Raw genomic sequence first — 17,936 nt, forward strand, 5'->3', positions numbered from 1 at the left:
GACCGATCAGATACGGAAACGTCCGACCAGCGTCTGCAAGTAGATGCCCAGACGTGCCAGTTCAGCACTGGACGCGGCGGTTTCTTCGCTGGCCGAAGAGGTTTGTTCCGACACATCGCGCACGTTCAGTACGCTGCGATTGATCTCTTCAGCCACGGCGCTTTGTTGCTCGGCGGCGGTGGCGATCTGCGAGTTCATTGCCTGGATGGTCGAGACCGTGCGGGTGATGTTCGCCAAGGCGCTGCCGGCACGGCGGGTCAGTTCAACGCTGCTGTCGGTCAGGCCACGGCTGTTATCCATGATGGTCGCCACCTGTTGGGTGCCGTTTTGCAGGCCGACAATCAGCTCTTCGATCTCTTCGGTGGACTTCTGCGTACGTTGGGCCAGGCTGCGCACTTCATCGGCCACCACCGCAAAGCCACGCCCGGCTTCACCGGCACGCGCGGCTTCAATCGCGGCGTTGAGGGCCAGCAGGTTGGTTTGCTGGGCCACGGACTTGATCACGTCGAGCACGCTGCCGATCTTGTCGCTTTCGCGCTTCAAGTCGCCCATGGCAGCGGTGGAGTTGCCGACTTCGGTGGCCAGGCGTTCGATCTGAGCGATGGCTTCACCGACCACTTTATCGCCCTCACGGGCTTGCTGGTCTGCGGCCACGGCGGCTTCGGACGCTTCCTCGGCGTTGCGCGCGACTTCCTGCACGGTGGCGGCCATTTCGTTCATGGCAGTGGCGACCTGGTCGGTCTCGATCTTCTGGCTGTTGACCCCGGCGCTGGTCTGCTCGGTAACGGCAGACAGTTGCTCGGCGGCGCTGGCGATCTGGGTGACGCCGTCGCTGATCCCGCCAATCAGCTCACGCAGGCCGACGGTCATGCTTTGCATGGCGCGTTGCAGTTGGCCCAGTTCGTCCTGGCGCAGGGAGGTCAGGTTGTGGCTCAGGTCACCCAAGGCCACGCGCTCGGCCACCTGGAGGGTCTCGTTCAGCGGGAGGATGATCTGACGGGTGATGGCCCATGCGGCGACCAGGCCAAAGATCAGCGCGAGTGTCGCGGCCAACAGCAACAACTGTTTGGCGCGTGCGGCGTCTGTATCACGCACAACCGTTTGCGAGGCGGTCAGTTTGTTGCTGCGGTCCAGCAGTAGTTCGCCCTGGTTGACCATGATTTTCAAGGCCTCGGCGCTGGAGACTTGAGAGTCACGGTATTGGCTCACCGCTGCACGGTAAGCTTGCAGCGAAACGCTGGCCTGTTGCAGGTTTTTTGTATATTGCTCGGGTAGCTGGCTATCGAGGGCGGTGATTTTCTTCAAGGCGTTGTCGATGGCGTCCAGCGCTGGTTGCTCGGCCTCGACCCTGCCGCTATAGGTGTAGCCACGCACCTGGAAGCGGGCTTGCTGGATCAGCTTGCTCAAATCGACAACGCTGTTGAACTGGCTGACGCTGTCGCCTTGCAGCAGGGCTTTTTCAACCTCACTCACGTTGGCCACTGCGTTGTCGGCCGTGTCGCCTAGTTTGCTGCGGGCGTTTTCCCGGTTGGCGCCGGCCTGCACCATGGCCTCGAATGCGCCCTTGTACTGGTCGACCGCCGCGAGTTGATCATCGATCAAGGCAATCTCAGCGGGCTGCTCAATGAGTGTACGTGCGGTTTTCAGGCCGCTTTCCAGTTGGCCGAGAAAACCATTGACCGTCGTCGGACCCTGCTCGCCACGGCGCATTTCAAAATCCAGGCGCGCGATGCGCAATTCCTTGCTCAGGTCGTTGAGGCTGGCGATATACCCCAGTTTGTCGCCGCGGCTGATCACGCCGGAGAGCCCGGTCCAGCCGGTGAACGTGATCATCAGCGTCAGCAGCAATACCAGCCCGAAGCCTACGCCCAGCTTGGTTTTGACACTCACATTCCCCAGCCTTTCGGCTAACCATCGATACATGCTGCAAACTCCCCTGGAACAAGGCTTGGACTTATTCGAAGGGTATCGGCACGCACGCAGTATTCTGTAGCGACACAGCTCCAATGTGGGAGCGTCTGTTGGACCGAGTAGTTAGAAAAGTCGGGCGAGGAGGGCGGTGACGGCGGTTTCGACGCGCAGGATGCGCGCGCCGAGCTGCACGGGCTGCATGCCGGCCTTGGCCAGCAAGTCCACTTCGTAGGGGATCCAGCCGCCTTCCGGGCCAATCGCCAGCGTCACCGGCTCATCCAGCCCACGCGGGCAGGCCGGGTAATCGCCGGGGTGACCGATCAGGCCCAGGGTGCCTTCAGTCATGGCCGGCAGGCGGTCTTCGACGAACGGTTTGAAGCGCTTTTCGATAACGATCTCGGGCAGCACTGTATCCCGCGCCTGTTCCAGGCCCAGGATCAATTGCTCGCGAATCGCCTCGGGCTCCAGGAATGGGGTTTGCCAGAAGCTCTTTTCGACCCGGTAGCTGTTCAGCAGCACTACCTTGGGCACGCCCATGGCGGCCACGGTCTGCAGCACCCGGCGCAGCATTTTCGGGCGCGGCAGGGCCAGCAACAGGGTCAGCGGCAGTTTGGCCGGTGGCGGCTGATCGACACTCACTTGCAGCTCGGCTTCACCGGCGTCCAGGCGCAGCAACTGCGCATTGCCCATCAGCCCGCCGATACGGCCGACCCGCAGGCTGTCGCCGACGGCGGCGCGGTGGACTTCCTGCATATGCACCAGGCGCCGATCGCGCAGCACCACTCGCTCGGCCGTAATAAAATCGGCCTCTTCCAGCAGCAGCAGGTTCACGGCTGGGTCGCTGGCGGCTGGTCGTCGTCGGCGGGTTGATCATCCCGGTGTTCGCCGCGCTTGCTGATCAAGGCACTGAACAGGATGCCAATTTCGAACAGCATCCACATCGGCACGGCCAGCAGCGTCTGGGAGAAGATATCCGGCGGCGTGAGGATCATGCCGACCACGAAGCAGCCGATGATCACGTAGGGGCGGATCTTTTTCAGGTACGACACGTTGACCACGCCGATCCACACCAGCAGCACCACGGCCACCGGGATTTCGAAGGCCACGCCAAAGGCGAAGAACAACGTCATCACGAAGTCGAGGTAGCTGGTGATGTCGGTCATCATCTCCACGCCGGCCGGAGTGGCTGCGGCGAAGAACTTGAAGATCAACGGGAACACCAGGAAGTACGCGAACGCCATGCCGGTGTAGAACAGCAGGATGCTCGACACCAGCAACGGCACCGCGATGCGCTTCTCATGCTTGTACAGGCCTGGCGCGATAAAGCCCCAGATCTGGTGCAGGATCACCGGGATCGCCAGGAACAGCGAAACCATCATGGTCAGCTTCAACGGCGTGAGGAACGGCGAGGACACATCGGTGGCGATCATCGTCGCGCCGGCCGGCAGGTACTGGCGCAGTGGCGTCGAAACAAAGGTGTAGATCTGCTGGGTAAAGGCGAACAACCCGGCAAAAATGATGAAGATGGCCGCTACGCAACGCAGCAGGCGGGTACGCAGCTCAGTGAGGTGCGAGACCAGCGGCATATGCTGGTCGTTTTCCGGTTTATCAGCGCTCATGGGGCTCGCGGCGGCAATGTAGGGTCATGGGGCGCGGGCGACGCAACGGGCGTCGGCGCAGGCTCGGTTGGCGCGGTCGGTGCCACGGGGGCGGTTTCAGCGACGGGCGCGATGCTGTGTTCGGCCACAGGCTGCGCCGGTTTGGCGGGCTCCTGCACGGGCGACAGAATCTTTCGCGTTTCCTGTTCCAACGACAGAATGTGCTCGTTGTGCAGTTGCCGACGAATCTCGTCGGCGCCGATTTCCCGTTCAACTTCCTGTTTGATGGCGTTGAAACTGCGTTTCAGGCGCCCGATCCACAGGCCGGCCGTGCGCGCTGCACCGGGCAGGCGTTCCGGCCCCAATACCAGCAAGGCCACGAGGCCGACGAGCAGCAGTTCAGAGAAGCTGATACCAAACATTAGTCAGTGCTCACGAGTCTTTGCGGGTCGGCTCTTCGACTTTCTCAGCCTGCACGTCGAAGGTACGACGTTCGGTGATCGGCTGGGCGGCCTGCGGGTGCACAGGCTGGGCCGGCGGTACCGGGTTGGCGACCGGGTCGGCCGGTTTTTCATCATCGTTCATGGCTTTGCGAAAGCCCTTGATCGACTCGCCCACGTCGGTACCGAGGTTTTTGAGTTTCTTGGTGCCGAACACCAGTACCACGACCACCAGAATGACGATCCAGTGTTTCCAGTCAAAAATGCCCATGCTGCAAATCCTCAGTCAACGTTATTCAAGTGGACGGACGCGAAGCCTTTTCGGCATGCCCGGACAAGCCAAAGCGACGGTCCAGTTCATCCAGTACAGCCTGCGGATGCTGCCCCAGTTGGGCGAGCATGACCAGGCTGTGGAACCAAAGGTCGGCGGTTTCGTAGATCACATCGCTGCAGTCGCCGCTGATTTGCGCGTCTTTGGCCGCGATGATGGTCTCGACGGATTCTTCGCCGAGTTTTTCCAGAATCTTGTTCAGGCCCTTGTGATACAGGCTGGCGACATAGGAGCTGTCGGCATCCGCACCTTTGCGGTCCTCCAGCACCTGGGCCACACGGTTCAGGGTATCGCTCATGTCTAGTGTCCTGCCGGGTAGATGGCGTGCGGGTCTTTGAGTACCGGCTCGACGATCTTCCATTCGCCATGCTCGAACACGCGATAGAAGCAGCTGTGACGGCCGGTATGGCAAGCGATGCCGCCGATCTGCTCGACCTTGAGGATCACCACGTCGGCGTCGCAGTCCAGGCGTAGCTCGTGCAAGGTTTGCACATGCCCGGACTCTTCGCCCTTGCGCCACAGTTTGCCACGCGAGCGTGACCAGTAGATGGCGCGCTGCTCAGCGGCAGTGAGGCTCAGGGCCTCGCGGTTCATCCAGGCCATCATCAGCACGCGCCCGGTCTTGTAGTCCTGGGCAATGGCCGGCACCAGGCCGTCACTGTCCCACTTGATCTCGTCCAGCCAGTCTTTCATGTTCGGCTCCGGCAATTTGCGACAGTGTATAACCGGATTGGCTATCGACGCACGATCAGATAAACACCCACGGCGACCATGATGCCAGCCGGCCAGTGCCCCAGTGGGTTCAGCGGGGCCCCAATCGCCAGCATTACGCCGCCGACCAGATGGGCTGCACCCAGCAGGCGCAGGAACCAGTCGTCCTTGCGTTTCTGCCACGGCGGCGCCGGGTCCTTGGCGTGGGGCTGGGACATGCGCTCCAACAAGTCGCGGGTCATGTTGGCCAGATGCGGCAGTTGTTCCATCTGGCTGTGCAGGTTGCCCAGCATGGTCTTCGGGCTCATCCGCTCGCGCATCCAGCGCTCCAGGAACGGTTGGGCGGTGTTCCACAGGTCGAGGTCCGGGTACAGCTGACGGCCCAGGCCTTCGATGTTCAGCAGGGTCTTTTGCAACAGCACCAGTTGCGGCTGCACTTCCATATTGAAGCGCCGAGCGGTCTGGAACAGGCGCATCAGCACCTGGCCGAATGAAATATCTTTTAACGGTTTTTCAAAGATCGGCTCGCACACGGTGCGGATCGCCGCTTCGAATTCGTTGAGTTTGGTTTCTGCCGGTACCCAGCCCGAGTCGATGTGCAACTGCGCCACGCGGCGATAGTCACGCTTGAAGAAGGCAAACAGGTTACGCGCCAGGTAGTCCTGGTCCTCGGGGGTCAGGCTGCCGACGATACCGCAGTCGATCGCAATGTATTGCGGGCTCCACGGGTTGACGGTGCTGACGAAGATGTTGCCCGGGTGCATGTCGGCGTGGAAGAAACTGTCACGGAACACCTGGGTGAAGAAAATCTCCACACCACGCTCGGCGAGCATCTTCATGTCGGTACGCTGGTCGGCCAGGGTCGCCAGGTCGGTGACCTGCACGCCGTAGATGCGCTCCATCACCAGCACTTTGGGTCGGCACCAGTCCCAATACACTTGCGGCACGTACAGCAACGGCGAGCCTTCGAAGTTGCGCTTGAGCTGGCTGGCGTTGGCCGCTTCGCGCAGCAGGTCGAGTTCGTCGTAGATGGTTTTTTCGTAGTCGGCGACCACGTCCACTGGGTGCAACAGGCGCGCATCGGCGCTGAAGCGCTCGGCGGCGCGGGCGAGGATGAACAACCACGCCAGGTCCTGTCCGATGATTGGCTTGAGGCCTGGACGGATCACCTTCACCACCACTTCTTCGCCGGTCTTGAGCCGCGCTGCGTGCACTTGCGCGACCGAGGCCGAGGCCAGTGGCTCGACGTCGAAGCGGCTGAAGACTTCGCTGATCTTCTTGCCAAGCTGCTCTTCGATCAGCTTCATCGATTGCTGGGAATCGAAGGGTGGCACGCGGTCCTGCAGCAGCATCAGCTCGTCGGCGATGTCTTCCGGTAACAAATCGCGACGGGTCGAGAGGATCTGCCCGAACTTGATAAAGATCGGCCCCAGGTCCTGCAAGGCCAGGCGCAGGCGTGCGCCCCTGCTCAGCTCCAGCTGTTTACGCGGGAACCAACGCCATGGCAGCACATAGCGCACGGCAAGCAGGAACCACGGCAGGGGCAGGGCGAACAGCAGGTCATCAAGGCGGTAGCGGATTACGACGCGCTGGATACGAAACAAACGGCGGACGGCAAGCAGCTTCATGCGTTATCGCTTGGATCAAGGGAACGGCTCAGGCGCTCGAAGCGTGCCTCAAGGCGTTCCAGGTCGATTTTGGCCTTGTCGAGTTCACGAAAGCGCGCTTGCGCTTCCCGTTCTCCGACCAGGGTGCGCGATTCTTCGCTCAGGTATTCGGCAAGGTTCTGGTTGAGGCTGGCGAACCCTTGCTGGTACCAACGCGACCTGCTGCGCAGGTGTCCGCTGATCAACTGGGTAGCCACGGGGCCGATCCAGCGGGACAGCTCGTATTCCCAGTCCAGTTCCAGGTCTTGCAACACGGCGGCCAGGTCCATCAGCGCCGCGCTGTCGCCTTCCAGCTCCACTTCGGCACTGTGCAGGATGGCGGTCTTGTTGCGACTCAGGGCCAGGTGCAACAGGCTCGATGCCGGCGCACGCAAGGTGCAATCGGCCTCGGCGGCCCATTGGCTCGCAAGCATCAGGCCTTCATCGCTGGGCAGGATAAACAGCTGCAAGGCGGGGCTGCGGCAATCGACGGCAATGACTTTGCCGTTGAGGTGCGCAAGCCGCGCCAGGGCGGTGCTGTCCAGGCGCAGTACACGATTGAGGCCGTGTTCGACGCTGGCGAGAAGTCCGGCGAACACCATCAGGGCTTGATGCCGCGGTGCAGCGCGACGACGCCCGAGGTCATGTTGTGGTAAGTCACGCGGTCGAAACCGGCCTCTACCATCATCGACTTGAGGGTTTCCTGGTCAGGGTGCATGCGGATCGATTCGGCCAGGTAGCGGTAGCTCTCGGCGTCATTGGTGATCAGCTTGCCCATCAACGGCATGAAGGCGAACGAGTAGGTGTCGTAGACCTTGGACATCAGCGCGTTGGTCGGCTTGGAGAATTCCAGCACCAACAGGCGGCCGCCCGGCTTGAGCACGCGCAGCATCGAGCGGATCGCGTCTTCCTTGTGGGTCACGTTGCGCAGGCCGAAAGCGATGGTCACGCAGTCGAAATGGTTGTCGGGGAACGGCAGCTTTTCAGCGTCGGCCTGGACGAATTCGATATTGCCGGCCACGCCTTTGTCGAGCAGGCGGTCGCGACCGACCTTGAGCATCGAACCGTTGATGTCCGCCAACACCACCTGGCCGGTCGGGCCAACGAGCTTGGAGAACTTCGCTGCCAGGTCGCCCGTGCCGCCGGCGATATCCAACACACGGTTGCCGGTGCGTACACCCGACAGCTCGATGGTGAAGCGCTTCCACAGGCGGTGCATACCGCCCGACAGCACGTCGTTCATCAGGTCGTACTTGGCGGCTACAGAGTGGAACACCTCAGCGACTTTTTCCGCTTTTTGGCTTTCCGGGACGTTCTTGAAGCCGAAGTGAGTGGTGGGTTCGGCATCGCTGCCTTTGCGCTGATCAGTCATATCGCTGTCACCAAAAGAGAATGCGGCACATGATAATCCCCAAGGCCTGCTTTGTCTTGGCAAGGCTGCAGGTAAGATAGGTCATCACAGAGACCTTTTGCCGCATGGAAGGTTTACAACGTCGCTATAAAGAGGAGTCATTGCAATGGCCCGTATAACCGTTGAGCGTGCACATTCCCTGGGTAAAGAAGGCGCACGGGCAAAGGCCGAAAAGTTGGCGCAAAAACTCAAGGAGCAATACGGCCTCGAGCCGTCGTGGTCCGGGGACACCTTGAACCTCAAGCGTTCAGGGGTGAAAGGCACGGTAGTAGTGGCCGACGATTCTTTACGCATTGATGTGGAGCTGGGCCTGTTGATGTCGGCCATGAGCGGCTCCATCAAGTCTGAAATTGAAAAGGCGCTGGATAAGGCGCTGGCGTGATCCGCTCGTTCTTAGGGTGCCGATTCTAATTTTTCACCCTACTTTGTGCCCAAGCCCTCAACTCCTGCGGGCCGTTCCTCCACCCTATTCTGCGTGAGGTGCACCATGGCCAAAGTTATCCTGAAGAAAAAAATCGACGTCGAGACCACTACGCTGAGCGACGTTAAATCCTACGCCCGCAAGATCTGGCTGGCAGGACTTGGTGCCTATGCCAAGGTTGGAAGTGAGGGCGGCGAGTATTTCAAAGAGCTGGTTAAAACTGGTCAACATGTTGAAAGTAAAGGCAAAAAAGTTGCAGTTGAACAACTTGAGGCCGCCAACAGTCAGATTGATCAAGTCAAGAGTAATGTCTCCTCCGTCAAAGGCCTGGTAGAAGTTCAGCTGGATAAAGTTGAAAAAGCTTTTGATACTCGTGTTGCAAGTGCCTTGAATCGAATCGGCATTGCATCTAAACATGACGTTGAGACACTCTCTGCTAAGCTCGAAGAGCTGACGACATTGCTAGAACGTGTCGCGCGTAAACACTAAGGAGACATCGGGATGGCTGTTAAAAAGACTACTCAGAAAGAAGGCAGCTCGTGGGTCGGGGAAGTTGAAAAATATTCCCGTAAGATCTGGCTTGCTGGTTTAGGCGTGTACTCGAAGGTTAGCAGTGACGGTGGCAAGTACTTCGAGACTTTGGTCAAGGACGGCGAGAAGGCCGAGAAGTTGACCAAAACCACGGTTGGTAAAAAAGTTGATGCGGCCAAGGCAACTGCCGGTTCCGCCAAATCGAGCATTTCTGACACTTGGGGCAAGTTGGAAGAAACTTTCGACAAGCGCCTTAACAGTGCCATTTCGCGACTGGGCGTGCCTAGCAAAGCAGAACTGAAGACGCTGCACAGTAAGGTCGATACCCTGACCAAGCAAATTGAAAAGCTGACGGGTGCCAAAGTAGCTCCGGCGAAAACTGCCGCCGCTAAACCCGCTGCCAAGCCGGCTGCTAAAACCGCTGCTGCCAAACCTGCCGTGAAAGCTGCCGCCAAACCGGCTGCCAAAGCTGCGACCAAGGCACCAGCCAAAGCTGTTGCTAAACCAGCCGCCAAGCCTGCGGCAAAAACGGCAGCTGCCAAGCCCGCCGCAAAGCCTGCTGCTAAACCGGTAGCCGCTAAAGCTGCTGCTAAGCCCGCCGCCAAGGCAGCAGCAAAACCAGCCGCCAAGCCTGCGGCTAAAACCGCAGCTGCAAAGCCTGCTGCCAAACCAGCATCCAAGCCCGCCGCCGCGAAGCCGGTCGCGAAACCTGCTGCCGCGAAGAAGCCAGCAGTAGCGAAAAAACCAGCCGCACCCAAGCCTGCTACTCCGGCACCAACCGCTTCCACAGCCAACTCGGTGTCCGCACCGACGCCTGCTGCTGTGACCCCGACTGCAACGCCGGCAACCCCGACGCCATCCAGTCAGTCCTGATTTTCCCCAGGACACAAAAAATGCCCGGCCTGCAAAGGTCGGGCATTTTTATGGGTGGGAGCTGGCTTGCCTGCGATTGCGGGGTGTCAGGCCCCACGTGAGCTGACGGGTCAAGTGCTCTCGCAGGCAAGCCAGCTCTCACATTTTCAGATGGGGTCATCCAGGTATTTCAGCGCGAACGTCTCGGTTGCGAGTCGCGCCGGCAATAACAGATGCGGCGCCACCAACATCATGATTTGGTACACCACCACCCGCACCTCGCCTTCACGGTCGAGAATCCGCTGGTAATCCAGGGAAAACAACAAGGTCATGGTGATCTGCTCCACCAGTTGCCCCAAGGCTTGAGTGCCACTCACCAACTGCCCCGCCGCCTTCAGCCTCGCCAGCAACGAAGCCAGGGTGCGCTTGAGCGCCGTGAGCAGGTTGCGAATACCTTTGGCCAGCTTCGGCAGGCGCCCGGCCAGGTTCGACAGGTCCTGGAACAGGAACCGGTAATGGGCCATACGCTCGACGATCAGGTGCAGGAACAGCCAGTAATCCTCGGCTTCCAGCTGTGCGTCGGCGGGTGGGTTGAGCAGCGGCGCCAGCTCATTCTGAAAGCGCTCGAACAGGCCGAGGACCAGCGGCTCCTTGCCATGGAAGTGGTAGTAAAGGTTGCCGGGGCTGATCCCCATTTCATTGGCCACCTCCATGGTCGACACGTTTGGCTCGCCCTTCTGGTTGAACAACTGCAGGGCACATTCAAGGATACGGTCGCGCGTCTTCATCCAGTCTTCTTAATGTGATCGTTGAGCTCAACGCACCCGAACATAGGTGCCAGGCGCTGCTTCCATCGGTGGGTAATTCTGGTTGCCCAGGGCGGTGAGGGTTTCGCGTTGCACGCCTGAGCGTTGCTGGATCCACTCCAGCCATTGCGGCCACCAGCTACCCTCGACGTGGTGGGCGTCGTAGTACCAGGCGCGCGGGTCGCTGCTCATCTTAGAGTTTTCGACGTAATTGGCCTTTGGGTTGCCGGGCGGGTTGAGGATGCTCTGGATATGCCCGCTGTTGGAGAGCACGAAGCGTCGCTTACCGCCCAGCAGTTGGGTCGAACGGTACACCGCGTCCCACGGCGTGATGTGGTCGTTGATCCCGGCCACACTGAAACTGTCCACCGTGACCTTTTGCAGATCGATAGGCGTGCCGCACACCTCCAGGCCGCCGGAATGGCTGAGTGGGTTGTGCTTGAAGAAGTCCAGCAGGTCGCCGTGCAGCGCGGCGGGCAGGCGCGTGTTGTCGTTGTTCCAGTACAGGATGTCGAAGGCCGGCGGTTCCTTGCCCAGCAGGTAGTTGTTGATCCAATAGTTCCAGATCAGGTCATTGGGGCGCATCCAGGCAAAGACTTTGGCCATGTCGCGGCCATCCAGCACGCCTTGCTGGTAAGAGCGGCGCTTGGCGGCTTCCAGGGTTTGCTCGTCGGCGAACAGTGTGGCGGGGCTGTCGATCTGGCTGTCCAGCAGACTGACCAGGTAGCTGGCGCTGGAGACGCGCCGCAACTGACGCTTGGCTTGCAGGTGGCCTTGCAGTGCGGCGATGGTCAGACCGCCGGCGCAGGCGCCCATCAGGTTGACCTCGCGGGCGCCGGTGATCGCCCGGCACACGTTGAGCGCTTCTTCTGCGGCGGCGACGTAGGTCGAAAGGCCCCATTCGCGGTGCCGCACGTCCGGGTTTCGCCAACTGATCATGAAGGTCTGCAGGCCGTTTTTCAGGGCGTATTGCACAAAGCTGTTGGCCGGGCTCAGGTCGAAAATGTAGTACTTGTTGATTTGCGGCGGTACCACCAGCAGGGGCTTGGCATATTGTTTTTCGCTCATGGGCTTGTACTGGATCAGCTCCAGCAGCTCATTGCGAAACACCACTGAGCCGTGTGTAGTGGCGACCGTCTTACCCACTTCGAACGCGTGCTTGCTCACCTGGCGTGGCAGGCCATTGTTGTGCAGCAGGTCCTCGAGCAGGTTACTCACGCCGCGCACCACACTGTTGCCACCGGAGTTGAGCAGTTCCTTGATGGCCAGCGGGTTGAGCAGGCTGTTGGAGGGCGAGACGGCATCGTTGAACAGGGAGAACGCAAAATGCGCCCGTGCCCGGTCATCGTCGCTCAGGGTGCTGTCGTCAATCCACTGGCGTGATTGCTTCTGCCAGCTCAAATAGGCTTGCAGGCTGCGCCGGTACAGGGGGTTGAGTTTCCAGGTGGGGTCGGTGAAGCGGCTGTCATTGGGGTTGGGCGCATGCACGGTTTCGCCCAGCAATACACGGCCCAATTGCCCGCCCAGCGCCACGGCGTGGCGCGCGGTATGCACCGGGTTGCGCAAGCCGTGGGCGGCGACGCTGCGCAGGGTTGACAGTAAATCCCGGCCACGCAGGCCGGTGATCGCATTTTGCGCATTGATGAACGCGGCAGGGGGGGGCGCCGGGTTCGTCACGGGTCTTTCTCGCATGAGCCAACACTCCTTCGTCAAGCCATCAACAGGCACGCCAATTCAGAACCATAGTCGGTTCCTGGCAAGTTGCGCGGCGGTGTGGTCCTTACACCGCCGGTCGCGGATGAATCACCGCGCGCATGCGCTCCTCTTCGAGAAATTTCATGATGATCGGCGCCACGGCTTCGGCCCGGGTGATCAGGAATAGGTGGCCATCATCAATGATGTGCAACTGCGCATTGGGAATGCGCCAGGCGAGCATGCGCATGTTGATCAGCGGGATCAGCGGGTCGTCGTCCCCGGCCAGCACCAGGGTGGGTTGGCGGATTTTGTGCAGCCAATGGATGCTGGTCCAACCCAGCCCGGCAAACAGCTGCCAGTAGTAACCCAGCTTGCCGGCCGAGCGCACTTTGCTCGCGTGTTCGGCGGCCAGTTTCGAATCGCGGCGGAACGAGCCGCCGTAAATCATCGGCGCAATGCGCACCACGTGGGACGGTTGGATGTAACGGCGTGGGCTGGCCATCAGCCACAGCACTTTGGGCTTGCCCGGCACCATCACCGCACCCGCTGCCGTGGCCGCGAGGATCAGCTTTTTGCAACGCTCCGGGTAGTCGTAGGCGAATTGCTGCGCTAGCGCGCCACCCCACGACACACCCACTGCGTTGACCTGGCCGTAGTCCAGGTAATCGAGCATGCGCGCGGTAAGTTTGGCCAGGCCGGGAAAACGGTAGGGCCGGTTGGGCGTCGACGAACCGCCCACGCCGGGCACATCGAAGGCGATCACTTCCAGGTCCGGGTCCAACGCCTGGACGAACGGAAACACCAGCTCAAGGTTGGCGCCGATGCCATTGAAGATCAGCAAAGGCGTCAAGTGAGGCTTGCCCGGGCGCACCGCCGTGCGGATGGTCTGGCCATCCAGGTCGATGGTACGGAAGATGAACGGTTGAGGCATGGGGGAACCCTTCGGGTTAGGGGGGGCAGTTGCGAGCTTCAAGCTACAAGCTGAACTCAATCAGCTTGAGGCTTGTAGCTTGCAGCTATCGTTCATGCACATATGTTCCCGGCGCCGCTTCGGCTGCGGCGTACTTTTTATTACCTAATGCCGTCGGTGCTTTCTTCAACTTCCCCGCCCGCTCCGCCTGCCATACCTGCCAATGCAGCCACCAGGAATCGGTGTGCTTGGTTGCATTCTCCTGCCATTCCAGCGGTTTCGCCGTGAGGCTGTCACTGGTCTGGTAACGCGCCTTGGGATTGCCCGGTGGATTAAGAATGCTCTGGATGTGACCGCTGCTGGACAACACGAATTCAACCTTCCCACCAAACAGCTGCGCCGACTTGTAGCAAGACTGCCACGGCGTGATGTGGTCGTTGGTGCCGGCCAGTGAATAGATATCGGCGGTGACCTGCTTGAGGTCAATCGGCGTACCGCACACTTCCAGGGCGTTGGCGCGGACCAGTGGATTATTTTTGAACAGTTCGATGAGGTCGCCGTGGAAGGCGGCCGGCAAGCGCGTGGTGTCGTTGTTCCAGAACAGGATGTCGAACACCGGCGGCTCGTTGCCGAGCAGGTAGTTGTTGACCCAGTAGTTCCAGATCAGGTCGTTGGGGCGCATCCAGGCGAACACTTTGGCCATGTCGCGGCCTTCCAGCACGCCGGCTTGATAGGAATGGCGCTTGGCCGCTTCCAGGGTCTGTTCGTCGACAAACAGCGCCACCTGGGTGTCCAACGTGGTGTCCAGCACGCTCACCAGCAGGGTCAGTGCGTTGACTTTCTTCTCGCCCAGCGCCGCGTAGTGGCCCAGCAGCGCGGTGCAGGTAATGCCACCGGAGCAGGCGCCGAGCATGTTGATGTCTTTGCTGCCCGTGATCGCGGTGACCACGTCGACCGCTTCCTTGAGCGCTTCGATATAGGTCGACAGGCCCCATTCGCGCTGGGCCTTGGTCGGGTTGCGCCAGCTGACGATAAACGTCTGCTGGCCATTGCGCAGGCAAAAACGCGCCAAGCTCTTATCCGGGCTCAAGTCGAACACATAGAATTTGTTGATCTGCGGCGGCACCACCAACAGCGGGCGCTCGTGCACCTGTTCGGTGATCGGCTTGTACTGGATCAACTCCAGCACGTCGTTGCGAAACACTACGGCACCTTCGGTGGTGCCCAGGCTCTTGCCCACTTCAAAGGCGCCCATGTTGACCTGGCTCGGCATGCCGCCGTTGTGCACCATGTCCTTGGCGAGGTGGGAAAGGCCATCAAGCAGGCTTTTGCCGCCGGTTTCAAAAAAGCGTTTGACCGCCGCCGGGTTGGCCGCGCTGTTGGTCGGGGCCATGGCTTCGGTCATCAGGTTGATCACGAAGTGGCCGCGGCTGACGTCCTGTTCCGACAGGTTGCTGTCGCCGATCCAGTCGTGCAGTTCCTTGCGCCACGCCAGGTAGGTCTGCAAATAACGTTTGTAGAGCGGGTTCTGGCTCCAGGCAGGGTCATGGAAACGACGGTCGTCGCTTTCGGGTACCAGCTGCGATTTGCCGAACATCACATTCTTCAATTCCACGCCAAAATGCGCGACGTGTTTGACGCTGTGCAACGGTTGCTTGATGGCTTGGGTCAGCACCATCTTCGCCGAGGCGAGTAAATCCTTTTTACGTAACGCGATGATCGGGTTCAGCCCCAGGGTGTTTTCCGAGGCCTGGCGTTTCAAGTCATCGTTATTCTTGTTACTCATCTACGACGCTCCATTGTCCGAAAGACGAGTACCCGTTACTGCCGCTGTGCACCCAGTTTCGATACACAACACAAGCCAGGTACTGCGACTCGGGTGACCGTTGATACCGCATCGTCAAATGCAGGGAACTTGCCAGCTCCATTGGTTACCCGAGTTTAATTTTTTTCGCAAGCGGACCAAGCGTTGGTCACGCGACAGGGCATTCAAGCAGATGAAATTAGAAAATGCCCTCTAAAGAGCAAGACGCCTGGGCTAGAGCATCAGCCGCACGACCGACTGACTTGGATCGCGGGTTTTGCCGGCCGCTTTGAGTTCGGCAAGGTAGTCGGCCCACAGCGCGTCCTGGCGCACGGCCAATTGGTAGAGGTAGTCCCAGGTGAACAGTCCGCTGTCATGACCGTCGTCGAAGGTCAATTTCAGTGCGTACTGACCGGCCGGTTCTATTTTGACCAAACGCACGTTGAGTTTGCCGAATTGCAGGATGGGTTTGCCGTGACCCTGGACTTCTGCGGAAGGCGAGTGGGTGCGCAGCAGTTCGGCGGGGAGTTGGTACACCTCGTCGGGCCCGTAGGTAAGGCCGAGGGTGTTGGAGGTTTTGTGCAGGTTTACAGCTGTAGGGAATTTGGACATGGGAGCCTCCAGCGGCCAGCCTTAAGCTACAAGCGGCAAGTTGAATGGGCTCAACTTGAAGCTTGTAGCTTACAGCTTGAGCTCACAGAATGTAGCGCGACAGATCTTCGTTCTGCGCCAATTCGCCCAAGTGGCTATTGACGTAATCCGCATCAATTTTGATCACTTCGCCATTCTGCGCACCGGCCAGGTCGCCGGCGCTGAAGGACACTTCCTCCAGCAAACGCTCAAGCAGGGTATGCAGTCGACGCGCACCAATGTTCTCGGTCTTCTCGTTGACCTGCCAGGCGATCTCCGCCAGACGCTTGATGCCGTCCGCTTGGAACTCGATACCCAAGCCTTCGGTTTTCAGCAACTCACGGTATTGCTCGGTCAGCGAAGCATGCGGCTCGCTGAGGATGCGCTCGAAGTCGCCCGGGGTCAGTGCCTTGAGCTCGACGCGAATCGGCAGGCGGCCTTGCAGCTCCGGCACCAGATCGCTTGGTTTGCTCAGGTGGAAGGCACCGGAGGCGATAAACAGGATGTGGTCGGTCTTGACCATGCCCAGCTTGGTGTTCACGGTGCAGCCTTCGATCAGCGGCAGCAGGTCGCGCTGCACGCCTTCGCGGGACACGTCGACGCCACCGGAGTTACCGCGCTTGGCGACTTTGTCGATCTCATCGATAAACACAATGCCGTGTTGCTCGACCGCTTCCAGGGCCTTGGCCTTGAGCTCTTCCTCATTCACCAGGCGCCCGGCTTCTTCGTCTCGTACCAGTTTCAGCGCTTCCTTCACCTTGAGCTTGCGGCTTTTCTTCTTGCCCTTGCCCATGTTGGCGAACAGGTTCTGCAACTGGCTGGTCATTTCTTCCATACCCGGCGGGGCGGAGATGTCGACACCGGAGACTTCGGCGACTTCGATCTCGATTTCCTTATCGTCCAACTGGCCTTCACGCAGGCGCTTGCGGAACAGCTGGCGGGTGTTGGAATCCGAGGCCGGTGCGGCGTCTTCGTTGAAACCCGCGCGTGCCGGTGGCAGCAGGGCATCAAGGATACGTTCTTCCGCGGCGTCTTCGGCGCGATGGCTGACCTTGGTCATTTCCTGCTCGCGCAGCAGTTTCAGCGCGGCATCGGCCAAGTCACGAATGATCGACTCGACGTCGCGGCCCACGTAGCCCACTTCGGTGAACTTGGTGGCTTCGACCTTGATGAACGGTGCATTGGCCAGTTTGGCCAAGCGACGGGCGATTTCGGTTTTACCGACGCCGGTAGGGCCGATCATCAGGATGTTTTTCGGCGTTACTTCAACACGCAGCTCTTCGGGCAGTTGCATGCGGCGCCAGCGGTTACGCAGCGCGATGGCAACGGCGCGCTTGGCATCGTCCTGGCCGATGATATGGCGGTTGAGTTCATGGACGATTTCGCGGGGAGTCATGGACATAGTGTTTGGCGGCCTCAAGCGAGAATAAGCCTACGGCTTATTCGGCGAGGTCCTGCTCCTCAATGGTCTGATTGTGGTTGGTGAACACGCAGATATCGCCGGCAATGCCCAAGGCCGTCTCGACGATTTCGCGGGCCGACAGTTCGGTTTTTTTCAACAGTGCGCTGGCTGCCGCTTGGGCGTAACCACCGCCGGAACCCATAGCGATCAGGCCATGTTCGGGCTCAACCACATCGCCGTTACCGGTGATGATCAGGGAGGCATCTTTGTTTGCGACGGCCAACATGGCTTCCAGGCGGCTGAGCGTACGGTCGGTGCGCCATTCTTTGGCGAGCTCGACGGCGGCGCGCACGAGGTGGCCCTGGTGTTTTTCCAGCTGGCCTTCGAAGCGCTCGAAGAGGGTGAAGGCGTCGGCGGTAGCGCCGGCAAAGCCCGCGAGAACCTGGCCGTGGTAAAGGCGACGCACTTTCTTGGCGTTACCTTTCATCACGGTATTGCCAAGGGAAACCTGGCCGTCGCCGCCCATGACGACTTTGCCGTGGCGACGTACTGAAACGATGGTGGTCAAGGGGAGAGTCTCCACGCAGCGGGGCGAAAATGCCCTGATGGAAACTGATATGGGGGTGGCGAGGGGGATTTCAACTGTAGGACGGGAGGGAGGACGAGTTGTGTTTATGTGTCGGACTCGGTCCTGAGACCGCTGAAAATAAATGTGGGAGGCCCCACTACATCTTCGACGTAGCGCTGTCGCGCATCAAACTGGTTCATCGTAAGGTTATAGAACGCGTGCGGGGCAAAGGCCGTAGCCAGCACTGGTGTGTCAGCACCCGAGTGGGA

At 60.1% G+C, this 17,936-nt stretch carries 20 protein-coding genes; 3 read left to right on the forward strand and 17 right to left on the reverse strand.

The window, feature by feature from the left end; translation table 11 throughout:
- Positions 1–6: 6 nt before the first annotated feature.
- The 10 genes from AACY52_RS09645 to ubiE form a co-directional block, all read right to left on the reverse strand.
- Complete coding sequence (locus AACY52_RS09645) at positions 7–1,923, reverse strand: methyl-accepting chemotaxis protein (protein ID WP_339493317.1); 1,917 nt, start codon at positions 1,921–1,923, stop codon at positions 7–9.
- A gap of 111 nt (positions 1,924–2,034) precedes the next feature.
- Positions 2,035–2,742 (reverse strand): 16S rRNA (uracil(1498)-N(3))-methyltransferase, encoded by a 708-nt coding sequence (locus AACY52_RS09650; protein ID WP_339415532.1) that lies wholly within the window; start codon positions 2,740–2,742, stop codon positions 2,035–2,037.
- A complete protein-coding gene (gene tatC / locus AACY52_RS09655) occupies positions 2,739–3,530 on the reverse strand; it encodes a twin-arginine translocase subunit TatC (RefSeq protein WP_339415533.1) in 792 nt (263 codons plus the stop codon). The genes AACY52_RS09650 and tatC overlap by 4 nt, the downstream gene beginning before the upstream one ends.
- Entirely contained in the window at positions 3,527–3,931 is a 405-nt protein-coding gene (tatB, locus tag AACY52_RS09660; protein ID WP_339415534.1) for a Sec-independent protein translocase protein TatB, read from the reverse strand. Before tatB ends, tatC begins: the two co-directional genes overlap by 4 nt.
- A gap of 10 nt (positions 3,932–3,941) precedes the next feature.
- On the reverse strand, positions 3,942–4,220 hold the full coding sequence (locus tag AACY52_RS09665) for a twin-arginine translocase TatA/TatE family subunit (RefSeq protein ID WP_105695034.1): 279 nt from the start codon (positions 4,218–4,220) through the stop codon (positions 3,942–3,944).
- Positions 4,221–4,245: 25 nt separating this feature from the next.
- The gene (locus tag AACY52_RS09670) at positions 4,246–4,578 is read right to left on the reverse strand and encodes a phosphoribosyl-ATP diphosphatase (protein ID WP_049710425.1); all 333 of its coding nucleotides are present in this window, start codon (positions 4,576–4,578) and stop codon (positions 4,246–4,248) included.
- Positions 4,579–4,580: 2 nt separating this feature from the next.
- Entirely contained in the window at positions 4,581–4,973 is a 393-nt protein-coding gene (gene hisI, locus AACY52_RS09675; protein WP_314561632.1) for a phosphoribosyl-AMP cyclohydrolase, read from the reverse strand.
- A gap of 41 nt (positions 4,974–5,014) precedes the next feature.
- Entirely contained in the window at positions 5,015–6,619 is a 1,605-nt protein-coding gene (gene ubiB, locus AACY52_RS09680; protein ID WP_339493316.1) for a ubiquinone biosynthesis regulatory protein kinase UbiB, read from the reverse strand.
- A complete protein-coding gene (locus tag AACY52_RS09685; protein ID WP_339415536.1) occupies positions 6,616–7,239 on the reverse strand; it encodes an SCP2 domain-containing protein in 624 nt (207 codons plus the stop codon). The genes ubiB and AACY52_RS09685 overlap by 4 nt, the downstream gene beginning before the upstream one ends.
- Positions 7,239–8,009, reverse strand: a complete 771-nt coding sequence (gene ubiE, locus AACY52_RS09690) for a bifunctional demethylmenaquinone methyltransferase/2-methoxy-6-polyprenyl-1,4-benzoquinol methylase UbiE (RefSeq protein WP_339415537.1) — start codon at positions 8,007–8,009, stop codon at positions 7,239–7,241. Before ubiE ends, AACY52_RS09685 begins: the two co-directional genes overlap by 1 nt.
- 145 nt (positions 8,010–8,154) lie before the next feature.
- Between ubiE and AACY52_RS09695 the strand changes: the two genes are divergently transcribed.
- The 3 genes from AACY52_RS09695 (at position 8,155) to AACY52_RS09705 (ending at position 9,873) form a co-directional block, all read left to right on the forward strand.
- Positions 8,155–8,430, forward strand: a complete 276-nt coding sequence (locus AACY52_RS09695) for a polyhydroxyalkanoic acid system family protein (protein WP_339427287.1) — start codon at positions 8,155–8,157, stop codon at positions 8,428–8,430.
- A 105-nt stretch (positions 8,431–8,535) separates the two neighbouring features.
- Positions 8,536–8,958 (forward strand): phasin family protein, encoded by a 423-nt coding sequence (locus AACY52_RS09700; RefSeq protein WP_065875741.1) that lies wholly within the window; start codon positions 8,536–8,538, stop codon positions 8,956–8,958.
- Positions 8,959–8,970: 12 nt separating this feature from the next.
- The gene (locus AACY52_RS09705; RefSeq protein WP_339435785.1) at positions 8,971–9,873 is read left to right on the forward strand and encodes a phasin family protein; all 903 of its coding nucleotides are present in this window, start codon (positions 8,971–8,973) and stop codon (positions 9,871–9,873) included.
- Positions 9,874–10,019: 146 nt separating this feature from the next.
- Here AACY52_RS09705 and AACY52_RS09710 read toward each other — a convergent pair whose 3' ends face one another.
- From AACY52_RS09710 to hslV, 7 genes are all read right to left on the reverse strand, one after another.
- Entirely contained in the window at positions 10,020–10,640 is a 621-nt protein-coding gene (locus AACY52_RS09710) for a TetR/AcrR family transcriptional regulator (RefSeq protein WP_339415540.1), read from the reverse strand.
- 27 nt (positions 10,641–10,667) lie between these two features.
- Positions 10,668–12,350 carry a class II poly(R)-hydroxyalkanoic acid synthase gene (phaC, locus tag AACY52_RS09715; RefSeq protein WP_339560447.1) on the reverse strand — a complete coding sequence of 561 codons (1,683 nt, stop codon included), beginning with the start codon at positions 12,348–12,350 and terminating at the stop codon, positions 10,668–10,670.
- Positions 12,351–12,438: 88 nt separating this feature from the next.
- Positions 12,439–13,284: a poly(3-hydroxyalkanoate) depolymerase gene (gene phaZ / locus AACY52_RS09720; RefSeq protein ID WP_016979176.1), complete on the reverse strand. Its 846-nt coding sequence runs from the start codon at positions 13,282–13,284 to the stop codon at positions 12,439–12,441.
- 85 nt (positions 13,285–13,369) lie between these two features.
- Positions 13,370–15,049, reverse strand: coding sequence for a class II poly(R)-hydroxyalkanoic acid synthase (gene phaC / locus AACY52_RS09725; RefSeq protein ID WP_339415542.1), 1,680 nt, complete (start codon positions 15,047–15,049; stop codon positions 13,370–13,372).
- 252 nt (positions 15,050–15,301) lie between these two features.
- Entirely contained in the window at positions 15,302–15,679 is a 378-nt protein-coding gene (locus tag AACY52_RS09730) for a DUF971 domain-containing protein (RefSeq protein WP_314561598.1), read from the reverse strand.
- 82 nt (positions 15,680–15,761) lie between these two features.
- Positions 15,762–17,099: an ATP-dependent protease ATPase subunit HslU gene (gene hslU / locus AACY52_RS09735; RefSeq protein ID WP_339415544.1), complete on the reverse strand. Its 1,338-nt coding sequence runs from the start codon at positions 17,097–17,099 to the stop codon at positions 15,762–15,764.
- Between the two features lie 37 nt (positions 17,100–17,136).
- Positions 17,137–17,667, reverse strand: a complete 531-nt coding sequence (gene hslV, locus AACY52_RS09740) for an ATP-dependent protease subunit HslV (protein WP_339427283.1) — start codon at positions 17,665–17,667, stop codon at positions 17,137–17,139.
- Positions 17,668–17,936 lie beyond the last annotated feature (269 nt).

This window comes from Pseudomonas sp. EA_65y_Pfl1_P113 (genome assembly GCF_963970525.1).
Taxonomy (GTDB): domain Bacteria; phylum Pseudomonadota; class Gammaproteobacteria; order Pseudomonadales; family Pseudomonadaceae; genus Aquipseudomonas; species Aquipseudomonas tritici.

Bases quoted from the DNA above. Each gene is read 5' to 3' on its own strand.
- AACY52_RS09685 (WP_339415536.1), bottom strand. From the start codon at position 7,239: ATGGTGTTCGCCGGACTTCTCGCCAGCGTCGAACACGGCCTCAATCGT.
- hisI (WP_314561632.1), bottom strand. From the start codon at position 4,973: ATGAAAGACTGGCTGGACGAGATCAAGTGGGACAGTGACGGCCTGGTG.
- hslU (WP_339415544.1), bottom strand. From the start codon at position 17,099: ATGTCCATGACTCCCCGCGAAATCGTCCATGAACTCAACCGCCATATC.
- AACY52_RS09730 (WP_314561598.1), bottom strand. From the start codon at position 15,679: ATGTCCAAATTCCCTACAGCTGTAAACCTGCACAAAACCTCCAACACC.
- tatC (WP_339415533.1), bottom strand. From the start codon at position 3,530: ATGAGCGCTGATAAACCGGAAAACGACCAGCATATGCCGCTGGTCTCG.
- AACY52_RS09710 (WP_339415540.1), bottom strand. From the start codon at position 10,640: ATGAAGACGCGCGACCGTATCCTTGAATGTGCCCTGCAGTTGTTCAAC.
- AACY52_RS09665 (WP_105695034.1), bottom strand. From the start codon at position 4,220: ATGGGCATTTTTGACTGGAAACACTGGATCGTCATTCTGGTGGTCGTG.
- ubiE (WP_339415537.1), bottom strand. From the start codon at position 8,009: ATGACTGATCAGCGCAAAGGCAGCGATGCCGAACCCACCACTCACTTC.
- AACY52_RS09670 (WP_049710425.1), bottom strand. From the start codon at position 4,578: ATGAGCGATACCCTGAACCGTGTGGCCCAGGTGCTGGAGGACCGCAAA.
- AACY52_RS09705 (WP_339435785.1), top strand. From the start codon at position 8,971: ATGGCTGTTAAAAAGACTACTCAGAAAGAAGGCAGCTCGTGGGTCGGG.
- tatB (WP_339415534.1), bottom strand. From the start codon at position 3,931: ATGTTTGGTATCAGCTTCTCTGAACTGCTGCTCGTCGGCCTCGTGGCC.
- AACY52_RS09695 (WP_339427287.1), top strand. From the start codon at position 8,155: ATGGCCCGTATAACCGTTGAGCGTGCACATTCCCTGGGTAAAGAAGGC.
- phaZ (WP_016979176.1), bottom strand. From the start codon at position 13,284: ATGCCTCAACCGTTCATCTTCCGTACCATCGACCTGGATGGCCAGACC.
- phaC (WP_339560447.1), bottom strand. From the start codon at position 12,350: ATGCGAGAAAGACCCGTGACGAACCCGGCGCCCCCCCCTGCCGCGTTC.
- AACY52_RS09645 (WP_339493317.1), bottom strand. From the start codon at position 1,923: ATGTATCGATGGTTAGCCGAAAGGCTGGGGAATGTGAGTGTCAAAACC.
- ubiB (WP_339493316.1), bottom strand. From the start codon at position 6,619: ATGAAGCTGCTTGCCGTCCGCCGTTTGTTTCGTATCCAGCGCGTCGTA.
- phaC (WP_339415542.1), bottom strand. From the start codon at position 15,049: ATGAGTAACAAGAATAACGATGACTTGAAACGCCAGGCCTCGGAAAAC.
- AACY52_RS09700 (WP_065875741.1), top strand. From the start codon at position 8,536: ATGGCCAAAGTTATCCTGAAGAAAAAAATCGACGTCGAGACCACTACG.